The organism is Psychrobium sp. 1_MG-2023, from assembly GCF_030689115.1.
In the GTDB taxonomy this organism is placed as follows: Bacteria; Pseudomonadota; Gammaproteobacteria; order Enterobacterales; family Psychrobiaceae; genus Psychrobium.
This window is the reverse complement of record NZ_JAUYVJ010000037.1, coordinates 16,638-36,155: the sequence shown is the minus strand read 5'-3', so window position 1 is coordinate 36,155 and position 19,518 is coordinate 16,638. Positions and strand designations below refer to the sequence as shown.

Below are 19,518 nucleotides of genomic sequence, written 5' to 3'. Positions count from 1 at the left end.
GTTGCTTCCCCGTGTCAGTGGATGCGCATTATAGGGATCTTCTGACACATGGCAAGGGCTTTTTTGATCTTTTATTTCAAGCGTACATTTAATGTACATAAAAGGCTTTTTTAGTGATTTACATCACCTAAAGTGACGCTTATTCATATGAGGAAGGTGTTTATGGTGATAAGTGTACTGGTGATTGCAGTGAGTGGAAGCCTAGATAGCAAAAGAGCAAACCAAAGTTTGCTCTCTTTCATCTGTCTTATTTACCTAGAATCTTATCTAAAGCCTTTTGCTCGTCATCATCAAGCTGTTGCTCCGCTTCAATCGATTCTTTGACAACTTCAGATTTCGATTTCCTACGTTGCCTCACAACAACATAACCCAAAATACCTAAGCCAATAACAGCAAAACCAATCGGACCATACCAAAGGAAGTAAGTTACACGGTCAACCTTTGGCTTATATAGTACAAACTGTCCGTAGCGCATCACTAAGTATTCCATAATCTGCTCATCACTGCGCCCTTCTTCAAGCATTCGGCGCACTTCGCGTCGAAGATCCTGAGAGATCATTGAGTTTGAGTCAGATAAGTTTTGATTTTGACACTTAGGGCAACGCAAAATCTTATTTAATTCGTGAAATCTAACTTCATATTCAGGCTTACTGAACTCATAGGTTTCAACTGAATTTGCTAGAACAGAAAAACTCATACTTAGACATAATAGAAAAACGGATAAAAATAACTTATTCATGATTTAACAACTAACGCAGCCTCTTGCTTAATGGTGTCTACTAGCGGCTTAATTTTGTTAAGCCAGATATTCTCATCAATAGTTCCCGCATAACGTAAACGAATAATACCATGATGATCAACAACGAAGGTTTCTGGTGCGCCAAACACGCCCAAATCTAAACCTAGCTGACCACTTACATCATAAGCAGTAAATTGATATGGGTCTTGATAATCTTTCAGCCATTGTTGGGCAGCTTCTAATTCATCTTTATAATTAATACCATAAATTGGTAATCCAGTATTTGCGATATTAATTAAATGAGGATGCTCGATTTTACAACCCGCACACCAAGTCGCCCAAACATTCAATAAGTACACTTCTCCCGTTAGATCCTTATTAGTCACTACTCGCTCAGGGTTATTGACTGTTAACAATTTAAACTCAGGAACAGGCTGCCCTTCTAAAGCTGATGGCATCGCCTGTGGGTTTAAAAATAATCCTTTATATAAAAAGCCCCCGATCACGATAAATAGGATAAGTGGGAAAAATAAAATTGCTCTTTTCATTTTAACTTTTTTCACCTTAATTCTTGTGTCTATTAAGCGGGTTGGCCACTCACTGCAGCCTCATCTACTTTGTCTGACGCTTTCGCTTTTTTACGTGAGCGATATCGACGGTCTGTCATACACATAAAGCCACCGACCATGATAAGTGCACCAGCAAGCCATAATAGATTAATAAACGGTTTAACGTAAATACGAACTGCCCAAGCATCATTATCTAACGGATCGCCCAAGGCGACAAACAAGTCACGCATCAACGTACTATCAATTCCTGCTTCTGTCATACCCATTGTCTGCACAAGGTAAACACGACGCTCTGGTTTTAATAAAGCAACTTGCTCGCCATCTTCAAATGCGCTTATATGTGCCTGTTTAGCACTATAATTAGGACCTTCAACATCAATCACTCGTTCTAACTTGAATTCATAGCCACTTAAACTAACGGTATCACCGCTATCCATACGAATATCAAGTTGTGTTTCATAATGCGATACCAAGGTTGCACCAACAATAGAGATGGCAATACCGATATGCGCAACAACCATTCCCCAATAGCTCTGGGTCGGTTTAGTTACATCAACTTTACCTTGTGCGTTAGTAATATTTATTTTGGCATTTTTTAGTGTCGCAGCAGTTAACCAAAATGCTAGACCCATACCAATAGCAACCCAACCAATAAACTCACCGCCATAAACAACAGGGAATGCTAAGCCAAATAACACACTAACAACCGCAATTAGGCCTAACTCTTTTACAAATGTCCCTGACTTATTCTTCTTCCAACGAATGATCGGTGCCATGGCCATCACCACGACCATTGCACTTATTATCGGGTTAAACACGGCATTAAAGAACGGAGGACCAACTGAAATCTTACCCATGCCTAAGGCATCGACCAATAATGGATATAGAGTACCTAGTAATACAGTTGCGGTTGCCACAACCAGGGCAACATTACCGACTAACATTAATGTCTCACGTGAGAACAGTTCAAAATTAGATGGTGCTTTTAAGTCACTTGCCTTGAAAGCAAACAGTGTTAACGAGCCAATCACCGCTATTGCTAATAATAATAGAATAAACATACCGCGTGACGGATCGGCTGCAAATGAATGCACCGAATTCAATACACCTGAACGTACTAAGAATGTACCTAACAGGCTTAATGAGAATGCTGAAATAGCTAATAAGACAGTCCAGTTTCTAAACTGACCGCGCTGCTCAGTCACCGATAAAGAGTGGATCAAAGCGGTACCAATTAACCACGGCATAAATGAAGCGTTTTCAACTGGGTCCCAGAACCACCAACCGCCCCAGCCAAGTTCATAATACGCCCACCAACTGCCTAATACGATACCGCCAGTTAGGAAAGCCCAGGCTGCTAACGTCCAAGGTCGAGTCCAACGCGCCCATGCCGCATCCATACGTCCACTCATTAAGGCAGCTACGGCAAAAGCAAAAGCAACAGAAAACCCAACATAACCTAGATATAACATCGGTGGATGCAAGATCAAGCCAATATCTTGTAGTAGTGGGTTTAGGTCTCGTCCTTCAACAGGAATATCAAAAATAATACGGTTAAACGGGTTAGAGGTTAATAGTGTGAAGAAGAAGAAGCCCGCAGCAATCATACCTAAAATAGCCAAGACTCTAGCAACAAAGGCCTCATCGAGATTGCGACTGGTCATCGCTAACGCGACTGCCCATATACACAAAGTTAAGATCCAAAACAATAACGAACCTTCATGGCCACCAAATACTGCGGCTATCTTATATTGTATGGGGAGATGGGTGTTTGATTGCTGTACGATATAGGCAATCGAAAAGTCATCGATAATAAAGCTATATGTTAAAAGGCCATAGCTTAACGCTACGAAGAAGAACATGCCAAAGGTTAAAGGTCGGGCATAACGAACTAAGGTTAGGTTATTACGGTTAACACCAACCAATGGAATAATACTCAAACAAACCGCAAACGCTAGTCCGACGATTAACGAGAAATTTCCTAATTCAGGGATCATTGTACTTCCTCAGATCTCAATATATAACTAATTACACGTGGGCTATGATAACTTATTTAATCAAACATCCCTTAATCAATTCGCTTGCAAAAATTAAAAATATTGACCGAAAGCAAAAATGATAAGTTTTTTCTAGACAGATCATACCCAGTTCAAAACTATTTTTTGATTGATTTCTTGATTCAATAGTCTAATAAATTCAGCAAATGCTCATTGAAAGGGAATCACCTAGCCACCTCTGACTCAAGTGCGTTCGATAAGTTCCGCGATTTTTAACTTTATTTACACTGAGTACGATTTAGTGCAAAAAATATCGCTGTAACTGTACCTCAAGGGGAAAATTAACGTACAATCGCGTCCAAATAAATTTTGCTTAGCTGTAGAGAGTCAACAATGACAACGAACCTGTGGATTGGTATTGCGTGTATTTTAGCCATTGCGCTAGTAATGCTATGGTGGCCATACCTTCGAAATAATAAGGAACAAGCGGTACAAACAAATGTTCGCTCACAAGCCAATAAAGAAAGTTACCATCAGTCTCTCGCAAAATTAGAACAACAACACCAAGACAATATTTTAAGTGCAGAAGAATTCGAAACACTTAAAACAGAACTTGGGCGAAAGCTTATTCAAGAAGAGTCTGCCGCAGAAGACCAAGTCGCTACTACCCAGCGCAATATCTTATGGCCGGTCTTCGCTAGCATCACCTTATTTGCCGTAACAATCCCAATGTATTTAAAGACCGGTTTTTCTACCGAGATCGCCCAAAAACAAATTTTTGAAGATAAAGCTGCTTCTCAACAGCAAAAGTTTCTAGCCTCATTGCAACAATTAGAGAAAAAAGTCGCTGAAGAACCAGCCAACACTCAACAACTCTTTAGTTTAGCCCATGCCTATATTACGGCACAGCAATTTGATAATGCTATCGCAGCGTTCGAGAAGTTGATTACTATAGAAGGTGAGCATGCCGAGTTTATCGGTCCGCAGGCACAAGCGCTCTATTATAAAAATAACCAACAAATGACACCTGAAGCAGCAGCATTAGTTAAACGCGCACTGACAATCGACCCAGAAGATGTTTCAAGCTTAGTACTACTTGGTATGGATAGTTTTGTTAATGAGAAATTTGCCCAAGCAATGATCCACTGGCAACGCGTGTTAAATAACGGACGCCCAGGAACAGATGTTCCGGCGTTAACCCGTGCAATGGAAACGGCTAGACAGCGTCTCGAAGCAACGGGTGAACCAATGCCTGAACTGCCAAAGCCAGCGATATCTAACGATGGCGTCACATTAGTAGTCAGTATTTCTGATGACTTAGCAGGACAATACCTGCCAGAGCAAAGTGTGTTTATTTACGCGATTCCAACTAATGGAACTCGGATGCCATTAGCAGCCGTCAAGCTGACGGTTGCCGACTTACCGACAGAGATTCGTTTAGACGATCGACGCGCGATGACACCTGTAGCAAAAATAAGCCAACATGAACACGTTCAATTATTCGCGATTATTTCAAAATCTGGCAGTGCTGGCATTAAGCCAGGAGACTTCAAAGGGATGATTGAATCAGCGAAGGTTAATCACGAGCAACCTTATCAATTAGTTATTAATAGTGTTGTAGAATAAAGCCCAAATAATTATTGCCTTAGAGTGAGTTAAATCAATTTGAGGCTAATAGTATTTATAAAAATAAAATCGTCCATGCTAAAATGGCACGATTTTATCGAGATTAAATATAGTAGCCATGAGTGACTTGTTATTATCCGCAGACCAACTAACGTGTATACGTGAAGATCGTATCTTGTTTGACCAGCTATCTTTTGAAGTCACAGCTGGTGAGCTTATCCAAGTGGAAGGGCCCAATGGTGCAGGGAAAACAAGTTTGTTGCGTATTCTTGCAGGGTTATCTCGTCCATACGACGGCAGAGTCAATTACAAGCAGCAAGATATCACTCAGGTTCGAGAAGAGTTTTATAACGATCTAACTTTTATCGGCCACCTTGCTGGTGTGAAGAGTGAGCTTTCTGCCGAACAAAACCTCGCGTTTAATTTACAGTTACAAAATGACGACACAACAGGCTTAGAGCAAGCCCTCGATCAGGTAAATTTAACTGGGTTTGAGCACGCCCCTGCCGCTTTTCTTTCTGCTGGGCAAAATCGGCGTATTGCTTTGGCCAGATTATGGCAAAGCCACAGTAAAATTTGGATTTTAGATGAGCCATTTACAGCCATTGATAAAACTGGCGTTGAAAAGTTAGAGCGGTTGTTCATCCACCATATTGATAATGGCGGCTGTGTTATTTTGACGAGTCATCAAGACATTCAAATCGGCGCGCAACGTTTAAAGCGTATCACGCTTGACTATAACTTCGAGTAACCAAGCGATGAATCAACCATTATCATACTGGCAAACATTCTCAATTGTGCTAATGCGCGACTTAAAAGTTGCTGTGCGTAATAAAGGCGATGTGTTCAATCCATTAATTTTCTTTGTTATCGTGATTACATTATTTCCACTAGGTATTGGCCCAGAAGGTAACACGCTCACTCGTATTGCTCCGGGGATTATTTGGGTAGCCGCGCTCTTATCCGCCCTGCTCTCTTTAGAACGTTTATTTAAAAATGATTATAGTGACGGTAGCCTCGAACAAATGCTGCTCAGTCCACAACCGCTTTTTATTATGGTGTTTGCTAAGGTTCTAGCGCATTGGATTTTAACCGGTATTCCTATTATTTTAGCGGCACCATTATTAGCCTTGCTTCTTCAACTAGAAACAAATGCTTATGGAGCAATGCTGGCAACGCTAGCCCTAGGAACACCAATCTTAAGTTTAATTGGTGCCATTGGTGTCGCACTCACCGTTGGTATTAAAAAAGGCGGCGTCTTATTAAGTCTCTTAATTTTGCCGCTCTATATACCAGTACTTATCTTTGCTACCGGCGCAATTGAAGCCGCGGCACTTGGACTGCCGTATAGTGGTCACTTAGCGATTATTGCGGCATTATTAGTCGGTGCGCTGACACTCGCCCCTTTTGCAATTGGTGCAGCGCTACGCGTGAGTACAAATTAACAGTTTTATTATTAATTATTGATTGGATTGAATTATGTGGAAGTGGTTACACCCATATGCGAAACCAGAACGAAGTTATCAGTTAGCCTCAACGCTACTACCTTGGTTCTCAGTTTTAAGCATTACAACATTGCTCATTGGTATCATTTGGGCACTAGGCTTTGCTCCCGTTGATTATCAACAAGGCGAAAGCTATCGCATTATTTATGTCCATGTCCCTGCTGCGACACTCTCAATGTCAGTTTACATGGCTATGGCAACAGCAGCGTTAGTCTCTATGGTATGGCAACTAAAACTTGCAGATGCGGCGGCGGCAGCGATGGCTCCAATTGGTGCTGTTTTAACTACCATTGCTTTAATCACTGGTGCTGCATGGGGTAAACCTATGTGGGGTACATGGTGGGTCTGGGACGCACGTTTAACCTCAGAGCTTATTTTATTGTTCCTCTATCTTGGAATCATTGCATTACATAATGCATTTGATGACAAAGTTTTAGCAGGACGAGCAGCAGGCATTTTAACCTTAGTAGGTGTGGTCAATATTCCAATCATCAAGTATTCCGTTGAGTGGTGGAACACTTTGCACCAAGGCGCCACAATCTCGAAGTTAGATAAGCCATCGATGAGCACCGATATGTTACTTCCTCTGTTAGTCAATATATTAGGGTTTGTATTAATGATCGGCGCAATTACATTAATCCGCTTTAGAAATGAAGTTATCGCCCGCAACGCGATGCGTCCATGGGTTAAAGAGTTAATCGCTAAGGAGTTAAAATAATGCACTTTGCTAACTTCAATGACTTTATCGACATGGGAGGCTACGCTTTTTTTGTGTGGCTCTCTTATGGCTGTGCTTTCTTTTTAATTATTTCACTCACAGTAGTTAGCGTTCGTCGCCGTAAAAGCTTACTGCGAGAAATACAGAGTAAGCAACAACGTGATGAGAAATTAAAACAACTTCGTAAAGGAAAAAATAGCAATGAACCCAAGACGTAAAAAGCGCCTCGCGATAATCACTACAATCTTTGTTGGTGTCGCTAGCGTTATAGGCCTAGTACTTTATGCCTTAAGTCAAAATATCGATCTTTTTTTCACCCCTCACGAGATTGTCAGTGGTAAAGATGATACGGGAATTAAGCCACAGATCGGCCAACGCATTCGAGTTGGCGGCATGGTAAAAGAAGGCTCAGTACAACGAAATAGTGAGAACCTTAAAATCTCATTTATGATTTACGATAATGCCGATGAAGTAACCGTTACTTATGAAGGTTTATTGCCTGACTTGTTCCGTGAAGGACAAGGTATTGTTGCCAATGGTGTATTGGTTGCACCTCGTGTAGTGAAAGCAACTGAAGTATTGGCGAAGCATGATGAAAACTATATTTCACCTGAAATCGCTGAAGCTATGGGTAAACAACACAAAAAACCTGAATACACTGAAGAACAATTAGAAAATAAGTCATACTAAATTTTAAGTATTTTTCTTCCTTCAAAGGCCAGCCAACTAATTGGCTGGCCTTTTCGTTCTATGGTCTTATATCGCGCCAAACTAAAGACTAATCCTTTAGTGTAATTGCTTTCTGCTCATTTTTTATATACTTTCGTGTAACATTTATGTCAACGGAGTGTTATAAAAATAATGAAAAAGATTAACTTAGCCCTAATAACCTTAATCGGTGGCTTATTGATAAGTCAATCGGCACTAGCAGCAAAAAAAGTTTACCGCTGGAAGCTTGCTGAAACTTGGCCTACAAATTTCCCTGTTTTTGGTGATGCCACCAAGAATATGGCAAAAATGGTTAAAGAGATGTCTGATGGGCGTCTTATTATCCAAATCCACTCAAAAAACAAGCACAAAGCACCACTAGGTGTTTTTGATATGGTCAAAGCGGGCCAATATCAAATGGGCCACTCTGCAGCTTACTACTGGAAAGGTAAAGACATTAATACGATGTTCTTCACCACTATGCCATTTGGTATGATCGCGCCAGAATCTTATGCGTGGTTCTACTACGGTGGTGGTATGGAGCTAATGGATAAAGTATTTGCTCGTCATAACATGCTGTCATTCCCAGGTGGTAACACGGGTAACCAAATGGGCGGCTGGTTTAAGAAAGAAATTAACAGCTTAGAGGACTTAAAAGGTCTGAAAATGCGCATCCCTGGATTTGCAGGTGAAGTATTAGCTGAGCTAGGCGCTAAACCAACCAACATCCCAGCGGGTGAGCTATATACGGCACTAGAGCGTAATACAATCGATGCATTAGAGTGGGTAGGTCCATCGCTTGACTTACGAATGGGCTTCCATAAGATTGCCCCTTACTACTACACAGGTTGGCATGAGCCTGCTGCTGAATTGCAGTTTATGGTTAATAAACGTGAATTCAACCGTTTACCAAAAGATTTACAACAAATCTTAAAAGTAGCGATGAAGACAGCAGCTTATGACATGTATTCACAATCTACTCACGAGTCTGGTAAGAACTTAGCGACAATCAAAGCTGATTACCCGAACATAAAGATCAAAACATTCCCAGCGGATGTAATGAACTCACTTCGTGCAGCTAACGATAAGTTAATCACTAAGTTTGAAAAGAAAGACCCTCTAACACAAGAAATTATTGAGTCACAACGTAAATACTTAAAACAAGTACGTGCGTGGACTGAAATTTCTGATCAAGCGTACTTAAACAGCGCTAAGTAAAACCCCATAGGTTAAAGCGGCTCACCTATAGTTTTTTGGGTGAGCCGCTTTTGTTTATAACCATTCTCAAGGATTGTTATGTTTACTCTTGTTAAGTCTTCTTTAGCTCGATTTATCGACTTTGTTGGACTCCTCGTCGCTATCACTATGTTGCTATTATTACTCAACATTTTTATCAATGTCGTCATGCGCTATTTATTTAACGATGTCTCTATCGGCATGCAAGAACTTGAATGGCACCTCTTTTCATGTCTATTTTTATTTGGTATTGGCTACAGTCTCAAAGAAAATGCACATGTGCGGGTTGATGTGATCTATGAAAACTTAGGTGAGAAGGCTCAAGCAATCATTAATATCGTTGGTACGCTACTGTTTTTAGTCCCATTCTCAGCATTGATCGTGCACTACGGTTTGGACTTTTCAAAAGAAGCTTATGACATGAACGAAATGAGTGGCGATCCGGGCGGTTTACCTCACCGTTGGATAATCAAAGGCGCAATTCCCGTTTCTTTTATGTTTACTTTACTCTGCGGTGTTTATGTCATTGTTGAGCAAATTGACCTATTACGTGGTAATAAAACACCACATGACAATAACCCAGCAGTATAAGGATTTAAGCTATGGTTGGTATCGTTCTTTTCCTCACCGCACTGTGTTTACTGTTTGTTGGTTACCCAATTGCGTTCACTTTCGCAGGTGTTTCTTTACTTTTTGGTTGGTACGCGATGGGCGTCGACCTTTTTGCATTTATGCCGTTTCGTATTATGAGCATTATGCAAAACACTATTTTAATGGCCGTCCCTCTATTTATTTTTATGGGGATAGTGCTACAAAAATCTAAGCTTGCCGAGCGTTTACTTGAGTCGATGGCGACTCTCTTTGGTGAGCTTCGTGGTGGTTTAGCAATCTCAACGATCATTGTTGGCGCGTTTCTCGCTGCATCGACAGGTGTTGTAGGCGCTTCAGTTGTGGCTATGGGTGTTATCTCATTGCCTGTAATGATGAAATACAACTATGATAAACGACTTGCAACTGGTGTTATTTGTGCCTCAGGCACACTTGGACAAATTATCCCGCCGTCCATTATTTTGATCATCTTAGGTGATGTAATGGGCTTACCTGTTGGTGACTTATTCCAAGCGGCGCTGTGGCCTGGTATAGCATTAATCTTAAGCTATGTTCTTTACGTTACGATCATCGCATGGCGTCACCCTGAACGCGCACCAGCGATTAAAGTTAGTGAAGAAGATAAGGCTAAAGCGATTAAAAAAGCTCTCTTTGCCATTATACCGCCGCTGTTTTTAATTGTAGCGGTATTAGGTTCAATCTTTAGCGGTATTGCAACACCGACAGAGTCGTCAGCATTAGGCGGCGTTGGGGCGATTATTCTTGCGTTATTTAGCGGTAACTTTAAACCAATGATGCTTATCGATAGCGCTAAGGAAACGACTAAAGTAACAGCAATGGTATTTGCAGTATTAATCGGCGCAACGGCTTTTGCTATGGTCTTTACCTACACTGGCGGTGATTACCTAGTCGAAGAGTTTATGCTGGGGCTACCTGGTGAAAAATGGACATTTATCGGCTTATCAATGCTTGCGATTTTAATTTTAGGCTTCTTTATCGACTTCGTTGAAATTGCCTTTATTATTGTGCCGATCCTAACCCCAATCGCTGAATCATTAGGTATCAACATGGTGTGGTTTGCCATATTGATTGCAATGAATTTACAATCCTCTTTCTTAACGCCACCATTTGGTTTCAGCTTATTTTACCTCAAAGGTGTTGCTCCAAAAGGTATTGTGACCACTGATATTTATAAAGGGGTTATTCCATTCATCTTGCTTCAAGTATTTGTTTTAGCATTGCTAGTGATATTCCCTGAGCTATTTGGCATGTCCAGCATGCTCCCTGAATAACAAGACCGACTCACTTCTACCGTTTGATCATCGATTAGATGGTAGAAGTTTTAACTTAGATCATCTATTTAGGTGAAAACTTTGATACAATGTTTCACTAACGGCTAATATACACTTACGCCATCGTTTAATCTGTTTGAGTAATTTAGGTCCAGATGAAGAATACACCGATTTATATTATTTCCGTGACACAAGATACTACTTTGACCAAGCTTACGGTTATCCTACAATCCTTAGATTTTAAAGCGAGTGTTGTTAATTTAGCCGAAGTTAATCAACTCCCTGATGGTATTGTTCTATTAGATGCAAGAAACCAAGAAGTTGACCAGCATGGTATTCCATTATCATCAAGTGATGTGGGTCGAAAACATCAACTCGCATTAATTAATGTCCAGAAAGATTCCGTTAACGAATACATCTGTGTGCAAATGGGAATTAAGGCAGCTTTCACGACTGATATCGAGACAGACCAGCTGCTCAAAGGCTTGCGTTGTTTAGTCAATGGCGAATGGTGGTTCTCACGTAAGGTTTTAAGCCAAACCTTAGAAACATTATTTGACAGCATGGCTGATAGCCGCCCGAAACCCACAGCAACACCAGCAATGACAGAGCAGCTAACTAAACGTGAAAAAACGATCATTAAGCTCGTTTGCCAAGGTGCTAAAAATCAAGAAGTGGCTGATGTTTTAAATATCAGTCCACATACGGTTAAAACACACCTGTACTCTATTTTCAGAAAGACTAACTGTCGTAATCGTGTTGAGTTACTAAACTGGGCTAAAGAGCATACGCTTGCTTATCAATTGATGGTTTAATACTAAATTATCAGCTCGTCCTTTCCTTACGCAAGTGCTATGTCACTTGCGTTTTTATTTGCTCCAAGCGTTGCTGTTTCGCATCCCAACACTGATTAACCCATTGCTGAAATGATTGCTTAAACTCTGGGTCATTCTCATAATCACCAATCAAACCCGCGTCTATTTTCGCTGTTTCTACATCGACAACGACTTGACTAACCTGCCCTGAAATAAATTGCCAGAAAGTTGGAATCCCTCCAGGATAAAAGATCGTCACGTCGACCATATTATCAATAGCACCAGACATTGCATTGAGTGCAAACGCGACACCACCCGCTTTTGGTTTTAATAAATTTGCGTGCGGGGACTGCTGCTGTTGCCATTTTTTAGGAGTGAAACGAGTACCTTCGACAAAGTTCATGACACTGACAGGCTTAAGCTTAAACTTCTGACAAGAGGCTTTAGTCGTTTCAACATCTTTACCTTTTAGGTGTGGGTTCTTCGCTAAAAAGTCTTTGCTATAGCGCTTCATGAATGGAAAATCGAGTGCCCACCATGCTAAGCCAATAATTGGAACATAAATTAGTTGCTGCTTAAGGAAGAACTTCAAAAATGGAATTTTTCCATTTAACACCCGCTGTAAAACCAATATATCAACCCATGACTGGTGATTTGCAATCACTAAATACCATTGCTCCTCACTGAGTTGCGGCATATTTAGAACATTCACTTTCGTGCGGCTAAACAATGCCTGATTAATCCCGTTTATTTTAATCCAGCAGCTCGCACAACCATCTAATAGGTAGCTCATGCAACGTTGCCAACCAGCAATCGGAAGCAACTTCAGTAAAGCCAGCCCTAAAATAGGTAGCACCCAAAATATTGTATTTAATACATAAAAAACAGCAGAAAGAATTCCGTTTATCAATCTCATAAAAACCTCATTATTTTCATCGCATAGTGTAACCAACTGGTACAAGGTCTAACAAGATAAAAATAAAAAGCCCCTAAATTTCTTTAGAGGCTTTGAGCAGGAGTAACTAACATTTGTTATTTACTTGGATAAAGTTTATTCCACCATTGTGGTTGATCTTTTAGATGCATATCGAAGAACGCAAGTGTTGTATCCCACCATACCAAACGTTCTTTACGCGAGTTAATCGTGTGATCAAGCCCTTTAAATTCAACCAACTCAACATCTTTCCCTAATAGTTTCAGTGCTGTATACATACTGTGAGATTCACTCACTGGCACATTGGTATCACTATCACCATGAATTAACAACATTGGATGGTTTACTTTGTCTGCATTATAAAGTGGACTATTTTCAACATAAAGCGACTTATTATTCCAAGGGAAGCTACCTTTACTTGCTACGCCAGAGTATAAATACCCCCACCAGCCATAGCCCCAGTAATTAGATAAATTACTGATACCGGCATGTGACATAGAGGCTGCAAACACATCAGTTTTCGTTGCTAACTGCATCGTCATAAAGCCACCATAAGAGGCGCCTAAATTACCAATTTTGGTGCTATCAACAAAGGAATGTGCTTTGGCAAATTCACGCGTACCTTCAATAATATCCTCAGCGGTATACTTACCCCAAGCATTAACATGCTTACCAGAGAAATCCTGACCAAACCCTGTAGCGCCTGTCGGTTGGATCACATACACCACATAACCTTGCGCTGCCCATAAATTAAACGGGTAACGACCAGTGAACGCACGAGAGACTGGCGAGGTACCACCGTAGTAGTATACTAGCGCAGGATAATCGTTGTTAGCGTCAAATTGAGGTGGCAAGTAATAGCGCCCTTCAATTGTTTCACCACGAGAGTTTGTGAAATCCCATTGCTCAAACGCACCTAATTTAGTATCGGCGTAAGACTCTTTCTCACTATCAAATAAAGTTTCGCGATGGCTAGCATGAATTGATTGTAGCGCCACTTGTTGAGGTTGAGTGGCAGAAGTCCCCTTAAACAATATCGTCGGTTGAACGAAGTCACTAACACTGAATGACTCAACAACTTCCATTCCTGTATTTACTTTACTAAATTGCTCTTGTTCAGCGTCGAAGTGGAATAATGAGCTGCCATCTTTCTCAGTAACACGTAAGACAATGTCATCGTTTGGTAATACGCTGATCTGGCCGATGCTAGGGTCGAACTCTTTCGAGAGTGCCGTAAAGTCACCGTCTTGATCTCTAAAGTATAGTTGCGTGTCATAGTTATTGGCAACCACACCCTCTGATACAGCCTCCCCTAAACCATTGTTAAAGCTAGGGCCGGCTAAAATATAAATACCATCGCTGGCATACTTGGCTCCATTAAAAGTGCGGTACTCACCAACTTGTGTTAACTCATTAGTTGTTAAGTTAAGTTCACTCACTTCAGTTAGGTTATGTGCAGGCTCTTTATAGTCCACAATATAGCGAGACACTAGAATGCGATCACCACGACTGTCTAACAATTGAGTTGATGACGCGCCATCAGTCAATTGAGCTATAGCCCCAGAAGCTATATCCAATAAATAAACTTGGCTGTTGTTGCGCCAGCCGCCCCATCGATCTTCTAACGCTTGATATCGCTTAGTGATTTTATTACCCGCAGGGGCTTTCTTGCTCCAGCTAAAGATCAAACGATTATCGTCTAACCAGCGTAAGCCACTAACACCAGATAATGCAGCGGTAAGAGCTGTCACCTGACGAGTGTCTCGTGATAACAATGACACTTTGCCACCTTCAACATAAGCGAGCTGCTTATTATTCGGGCTCCATTGTAGTGAGCTTGGCAGTGACGCACTCCAACGTTGTAATAATTGATTCGTCTTGGCATCACGTAGTTCCATCACACGAATAGCTCGATTAGCTTTGTCGCCTAAGCTAGGGTCATAATGATTTTTAGTCCAGATATACTGCTTACCATCAGGTGACAGTGACACTTGACTTACCGTTTCGCTATCAAATAACTGCTCTGGATAAACGCGACGCTCACTGGCATCATAAAAACTGATTAGATCATGCTTTTTTGCACCTTTCCATTCAATTTTCACATCATCACTGTCGCTAATACTCGTTAGAATAAGTAATTGATGGTCACCATTTTTAAGTGATAGTTCAACTTTATCATCACTTGCATTAACCACTTGGCCATTAATGAAAGCACGTACATCGCTTAAACCAGAAAGGGCTAATGTACCTGTGGTAAAACGTTCAGTTTTCAAGTTTAAGTTCAATGCAAAGTGTCCAGCATCAGTGCCATCACTTAACGTTTTCCACGTGAGTTTTTGGCCAAACACCGAAACACTCGATTGAGTTTGTTGACTGACTTTTGCTGCTAATGCCGCACTAAGTTCTTTAGTAAATGGCGTTTCTGCCTTTTCTTTGTCGCCGATTAACGTAACCTGTGGCGTCACAATAGGGCCTAATACGTTAATGTTTTTGCTGTTGATTTCATCAGCCCATGCTGGTGATGCCAAGCCCAATGAGGCTATTGATAGCAGTAATAATTTTTTATTTATCATTATTTTTTATCTATTTGTTAATTAAAATAAAGGTTTAAAGCGAAATAATTGAACGCATCATGTTCTAGCGGGTTGGGATAATTTCTGCAGCAACCACAGATATTTCAACCAGCAACGCTTCACGGGCCATACTCGCTTTCACACAAGCTCTCGCCGGAGCATGACCTTCAGGCACCCAGTTATCCCACACATCGTTCATTTGCGCGAAGTCATCCATATCTTTAATGTAAATCGTCGCCGATAGGATATGTTCTCTAGAGCTTCCTGCCTGAGTTAATAACTCATCAACTTTTTCTAGCATACTAGAGGTTTGCTCAACAATACCCTGAGTAGCATCTTTACACACCTGCCCACACAGATAAATCGTACCATTATGCTTAACAATACGACTCATCCGTTGTTTTGTTTCAATCCGTTCAATCATTATCATTCCTCTCAAAGTTTTATGGATTGTAACAAGGAAAACGCTGTCAATCGAGGCTACTCTAAAATGATGAACGCTGTAAGCTCTGCATCAAGCGATCCATCGCTCGATAACTTAGCGCTTCGGCTAGCTGGGGTTGCTCAATATTCACAGCCCCCTGCAAGTCAGCAAGTGTTCGAGCAACTTTTAATATCCGATGATAAGCACGCATTGAAAGGTTTAACCGTTCTATCGCTTGTTCTAAAAACTTCATATCTAGCGCTGAAAGGCAGCAATGTTCTTTTATTTGTTTTGAGGAAAGTTGTGCATTAATGACACCACAACGAGCTAACATTATCTCTCTTGCTGCATTCACACGACATCGTACTTGTGCACTTGTTTCCCCCTGAGCAGGCGGTTTAGTTAAACTTCCCTGAGGTAAACGCGGTACATCAACCGTCAGATCAAATCGATCTAGCAGTGGTCCAGAGAGTTTAGCAAGGTACTTTAAAATTTGTTGTGGTGTACTGCGGCTATGCTCACCAATGTCACCGCATGGACTGGGGTTTAGCGCAGCCACTAATTGAAACTGAGCAGGAAATGTCACTTTACCAGCAGCACGAGAAATAGAGATACTTCCGGACTCCATTGGCTCTCGTAGACTATCTAACACTTTTCGTTCGAATTCTGTTAGCTCATCGAGAAATAAGATCCCATGATGAGCAAGAGAAATATCTCCCGGCTTGGGGTTGCTGCCGCCGCCCACTAATGCGACAGCCGAGCTAGAGTGATGTGGTGAACGAAATGGTGGTGTTAACCATTGTTGAACGGAAATGTCCAAGCCAGAGGTGGAATAAACAGCTGCAACTTCTAGAGCTTTCTCGATAGCTAATTGTGGCAAAATAGTTGGTAAACGACTGGCTAACATGGTTTTCCCTGTACCAGGGGGGCCCATAAATAATAAATTGTGTCCACCAGCTGCAGCAACCTCAAGGGATCGTTTTGCTAAAGGTTGCCCCATGACATCAACTAGATCAAGTGTTGGAACAATAGCATCTGTTTCAGCATGTTGTGCGGCTAGTAAAGTGTCATGGCCGTGCAAATAGCCAGTTACATCGAGGAGTTGCTGGGCCACACGATTAGGAGTCGAACCCAGCAAGGCTAATTCATTTTGATTACTAAGGGGCACGACGGCAAAGCGCTTAGCCTGATTCGCCGCTAAGGTTGCAGGTAAAATTCCAACGATCGCACGTAACTGGCCCGACAGCGCTAGCTCGCCATAAAACTCTAATTGAGAAAGTAATCGCTGAGGTACTTGCTCTGAGGCAGCTAAAATGCCAACAGCAATCGCTAAATCAAAGCGGCCTCCCTCTTTGGGCAAATCAGCCGGAGCTAAATTAACAGTGATCCGCCGAGCAGGAAACTCAAACCCGCCATTTAAAAGTGCACTACGTACGCGATCTTTGGCCTCTCGTACCGAAGCTTCAGGTAAGCCAACAATAGAAAAAGAAGGTAACCCGTTGCTCAAATGAACCTCAACGGTGACCAATGGCGCAGAAACTCCTACTTTTGCTCTGCTATATACAATGGCTAATGACACGACATATTCCTTGTCTTAATTTGACTAAAGCAAACCGAACAATCGATCCAAGCGCTAAGCTTAGTCCAAGAAATTTTTCTTGCCAGAAAACAAAACACTCACGGATATACCAATGTCTAACACTTAACTTATCCATTTGTTTTATATATGTTATAACTGTAAAGCTGCTGTGTATTAAAATAAATATTATAACAAGTTTTCTACGGTGGGTTGTGTTTGCCTAATCCACGTGATACAACTTGTCAACACTTGAACTTGTAACAACCTTATTACAAAGCGTACGAGAAAATTTACATGCAGCTATTTGCTCACACTCTAGTCCTCATTATTAACATTATCGTCGTGGTGATTAAACCACAGCGTCGGGGAGCTATTGCTTAGCAGAAGCAGACAGCAACATCAAAACCCCCGACTCTTTCAAGCCGGGGGTTTTTTTATGGCATAACAATCACGTTTTAAGTAGAGACAGAACGATGGCGACACAAGCAGTACCAATCAATAAATCACAAGCAACAGCGAATCCAAAGGCAGACAGCATGCGTGGTGCAGACTTAGTAGTAAAATATTTAAAGCAAGAAGGTGTCGATACGGTCTTTGGGTATCCAGGTGGTGCCATCATGCCTGTTTACGACGCACTTTATGATGGGGGCTTAAAACATGTGTTATGTCGCCACGAACAAGGTGCAGCCTTTGCTGCTGTAGGCTATGCCCGTGCAAGTGGCCAAGTCGGTGTATGTATTGCTACATCAGGTCCAGGTGCAACCAATTTAATTACAGGCTTAGCCGACGCTTATTTAGACTCAGTTCCTGTGGTCGCTATCACTGGACAAGTTGCTAGCCCAGTCATTGGTACTGACGCTTTCCAAGAGATCGATGTATTAGGTTTATCTCTCGCCTGCACCAAACACAGCTTTATGGTTACAAGTAAAGATGACTTAGCCAGCATTATGCAGCAAGCCTTTTCAATCGCTAAATCAGGACGCCCTGGCCCTGTACTAGTCGATATTCCAAAAGATATTCAATTAGCTGATATCGAAGCTGTCCTTAATACATCACAAGCAGAAGCCATCAACACTTGTCCAAGTGACAAAATTGACGATGCCATTGCCTTAATGCAGCAAGCCAAACAACCAATTTTATATGTGGGTGGTGGTGTTGGTATGGCTGGGGCCGTTGACCAACTACAGGACTTTGTCGATGCGACAGGTATGCCATCAGTGACCACACTAAAAGGCATCGGAGCAATCCCGAACAACAAACCTTACGCATTAGGCATGCTAGGAATGCACGGCACTAAAGCCGCAAATTTATGTGTGCAAAAGTGTGATTTATTAGTCGTTATCGGCGCACGCTTTGATGACCGTGTTACTGGTCGCCTTGAGAGCTTCGCTGCTGGCGCTAAAGTATTGCATATTGATATCGACCCAGCAGAAATCAATAAGCTTCGCGCCACTGATATATCAATCTGCGGTGACTTAACCCAATTGCTACCGAAATTAGCGACCAATTTAGATATAAAAGAGTGGCAGCAGTATTGTTGGGACTTAAAACAAGAATACCGCTGGAACTATGATGCACCTTATCGCAGCATCTATGCACCTAAGTTGCTCAATCAATTATCGGAAAAACTACCTGATAACGCCGTTGTCAGCTGTGATGTGGGTCAACACCAAATGTGGGTAGCCCAACACATGAATTTCACTCGCCCAGAAAACCACCTATCAAGTGCTGGCTTAGGCACGATGGGCTTTGGTCTACCTGCTGGTATTGGTGCTCGCCATGCGCGTAAAGATGATCCAGTAGTGGTCGTTTCGGGTGATGGCTCATTCATGATGAACGTACAAGAGCTTGGCACCATCAAACGAGAAAAGCTCAACGTAAAAATCGTGTTAATTGATAATCAACGCTTAGGGATGGTACGTCAGTGGCAGCAGTTATTTTTTGAAGAGCGTTATAGCGAAACAATACTAACTGATAACCCAGATTTTGTCGCCCTAGCCAAAGCCTTTGATATCGAAGCGCGTACGATCACCCAACAAACAGAAGTTTTACCAGCACTCAATGAAATGCTTGCTAGTGAAGGCGCTTATTTACTGCATGTACGCATTAATGAAGCAGACAATGTTTGGCCACTAGTACCACCTGGTGCCTCTAACGCCGACATGATGGAGAAAGTGTAATGACTAACTCATCA

Annotated in this window: 18 protein-coding genes; 11 read left to right on the top strand and 7 right to left on the bottom strand. The window is 41.7% G+C overall.

Going from position 1 to position 19,518, the window contains the following annotated elements; translation table 11 throughout:
• Positions 1–247: 247 nt before the first annotated feature.
• The 3 genes from Q8W26_RS15970 to Q8W26_RS15960 are packed head-to-tail and all read right to left on the bottom strand — an operon-like array spanning position 248 to position 3,305.
• Positions 248–739: a cytochrome c-type biogenesis protein gene (locus Q8W26_RS15970; RefSeq protein WP_101215687.1), complete on the bottom strand. Its 492-nt coding sequence runs from the start codon at positions 737–739 to the stop codon at positions 248–250.
• The gene (locus Q8W26_RS15965; RefSeq protein WP_101215686.1) at positions 736–1,287 is read right to left on the bottom strand and encodes a DsbE family thiol:disulfide interchange protein; all 552 of its coding nucleotides are present in this window, start codon (positions 1,285–1,287) and stop codon (positions 736–738) included. The genes Q8W26_RS15970 and Q8W26_RS15965 overlap by 4 nt, the downstream gene beginning before the upstream one ends.
• 32 nt (positions 1,288–1,319) lie before the next feature.
• Positions 1,320–3,305 carry a heme lyase CcmF/NrfE family subunit gene (locus tag Q8W26_RS15960; RefSeq protein WP_101215685.1) on the bottom strand — a complete coding sequence of 662 codons (1,986 nt, stop codon included), beginning with the start codon at positions 3,303–3,305 and terminating at the stop codon, positions 1,320–1,322.
• A gap of 393 nt (positions 3,306–3,698) precedes the next feature.
• Here Q8W26_RS15960 and ccmI point away from each other — a divergent pair, with 393 nt between their 5' ends.
• The 10 genes from ccmI to Q8W26_RS15910 all read left to right on the top strand — a co-directional run bounded on the left by ccmI (position 3,699) and on the right by Q8W26_RS15910 (position 11,814).
• Entirely contained in the window at positions 3,699–4,931 is a 1,233-nt protein-coding gene (ccmI, locus tag Q8W26_RS15955; protein ID WP_101215684.1) for a c-type cytochrome biogenesis protein CcmI, read from the top strand.
• Between the two features lie 118 nt (positions 4,932–5,049).
• Positions 5,050–5,682, top strand: a complete 633-nt coding sequence (gene ccmA, locus Q8W26_RS15950; RefSeq protein ID WP_101215683.1) for a cytochrome c biogenesis heme-transporting ATPase CcmA — start codon at positions 5,050–5,052, stop codon at positions 5,680–5,682.
• A gap of 7 nt (positions 5,683–5,689) precedes the next feature.
• Complete coding sequence (gene ccmB / locus Q8W26_RS15945) at positions 5,690–6,376, top strand: heme exporter protein CcmB (RefSeq protein WP_101215690.1); 687 nt, start codon at positions 5,690–5,692, stop codon at positions 6,374–6,376.
• 34 nt (positions 6,377–6,410) lie between these two features.
• Positions 6,411–7,154 (top strand): heme ABC transporter permease, encoded by a 744-nt coding sequence (locus Q8W26_RS15940; protein WP_101215682.1) that lies wholly within the window; start codon positions 6,411–6,413, stop codon positions 7,152–7,154.
• Entirely contained in the window at positions 7,154–7,372 is a 219-nt protein-coding gene (gene ccmD, locus Q8W26_RS15935) for a heme exporter protein CcmD (RefSeq protein WP_101215681.1), read from the top strand. Before Q8W26_RS15940 ends, ccmD begins: the two co-directional genes overlap by 1 nt.
• Positions 7,356–7,844 (top strand): cytochrome c maturation protein CcmE, encoded by a 489-nt coding sequence (gene ccmE / locus Q8W26_RS15930; protein ID WP_101215680.1) that lies wholly within the window; start codon positions 7,356–7,358, stop codon positions 7,842–7,844. Before ccmD ends, ccmE begins: the two co-directional genes overlap by 17 nt.
• Positions 7,845–8,015: 171 nt before the next feature.
• On the top strand, positions 8,016–9,080 hold the full coding sequence (locus tag Q8W26_RS15925) for a TRAP transporter substrate-binding protein (protein ID WP_101215679.1): 1,065 nt from the start codon (positions 8,016–8,018) through the stop codon (positions 9,078–9,080).
• Positions 9,081–9,158: 78 nt separating this feature from the next.
• On the top strand, positions 9,159–9,689 hold the full coding sequence (locus Q8W26_RS15920) for a TRAP transporter small permease subunit (RefSeq protein WP_101215678.1): 531 nt from the start codon (positions 9,159–9,161) through the stop codon (positions 9,687–9,689).
• Positions 9,690–9,700: 11 nt separating this feature from the next.
• On the top strand, positions 9,701–10,999 hold the full coding sequence (locus Q8W26_RS15915; protein WP_101215677.1) for a TRAP transporter large permease subunit: 1,299 nt from the start codon (positions 9,701–9,703) through the stop codon (positions 10,997–10,999).
• A 155-nt stretch (positions 11,000–11,154) separates the two neighbouring features.
• A complete protein-coding gene (locus tag Q8W26_RS15910; RefSeq protein WP_101215676.1) occupies positions 11,155–11,814 on the top strand; it encodes a helix-turn-helix transcriptional regulator in 660 nt (219 codons plus the stop codon).
• A gap of 37 nt (positions 11,815–11,851) precedes the next feature.
• On the opposite strand, the gene Q8W26_RS15905 is transcribed toward Q8W26_RS15910, so the two are convergent.
• The 4 genes from Q8W26_RS15905 to Q8W26_RS15890 all read right to left on the bottom strand — a co-directional run bounded on the left by Q8W26_RS15905 (position 11,852) and on the right by Q8W26_RS15890 (position 17,324).
• On the bottom strand, positions 11,852–12,730 hold the full coding sequence (locus Q8W26_RS15905; RefSeq protein WP_101215675.1) for an acyltransferase: 879 nt from the start codon (positions 12,728–12,730) through the stop codon (positions 11,852–11,854).
• Positions 12,731–12,846: 116 nt separating this feature from the next.
• The gene (locus Q8W26_RS15900) at positions 12,847–15,321 is read right to left on the bottom strand and encodes a S9 family peptidase (RefSeq protein WP_101215674.1); all 2,475 of its coding nucleotides are present in this window, start codon (positions 15,319–15,321) and stop codon (positions 12,847–12,849) included.
• A gap of 64 nt (positions 15,322–15,385) precedes the next feature.
• Positions 15,386–15,745 (bottom strand): RidA family protein, encoded by a 360-nt coding sequence (locus tag Q8W26_RS15895; RefSeq protein ID WP_101215673.1) that lies wholly within the window; start codon positions 15,743–15,745, stop codon positions 15,386–15,388.
• Positions 15,746–15,806: 61 nt separating this feature from the next.
• Positions 15,807–17,324 (bottom strand): YifB family Mg chelatase-like AAA ATPase, encoded by a 1,518-nt coding sequence (locus Q8W26_RS15890; protein WP_101215672.1) that lies wholly within the window; start codon positions 17,322–17,324, stop codon positions 15,807–15,809.
• Positions 17,325–17,860: 536 nt separating this feature from the next.
• On the opposite strand from Q8W26_RS15890, the gene ilvG reads away from it, so the two are divergent.
• Positions 17,861–19,504: an acetolactate synthase 2 catalytic subunit gene (gene ilvG, locus Q8W26_RS15885; RefSeq protein WP_101215689.1), complete on the top strand. Its 1,644-nt coding sequence runs from the start codon at positions 17,861–17,863 to the stop codon at positions 19,502–19,504.
• The last annotated feature ends 14 nt before the right edge of the window (positions 19,505–19,518 follow it).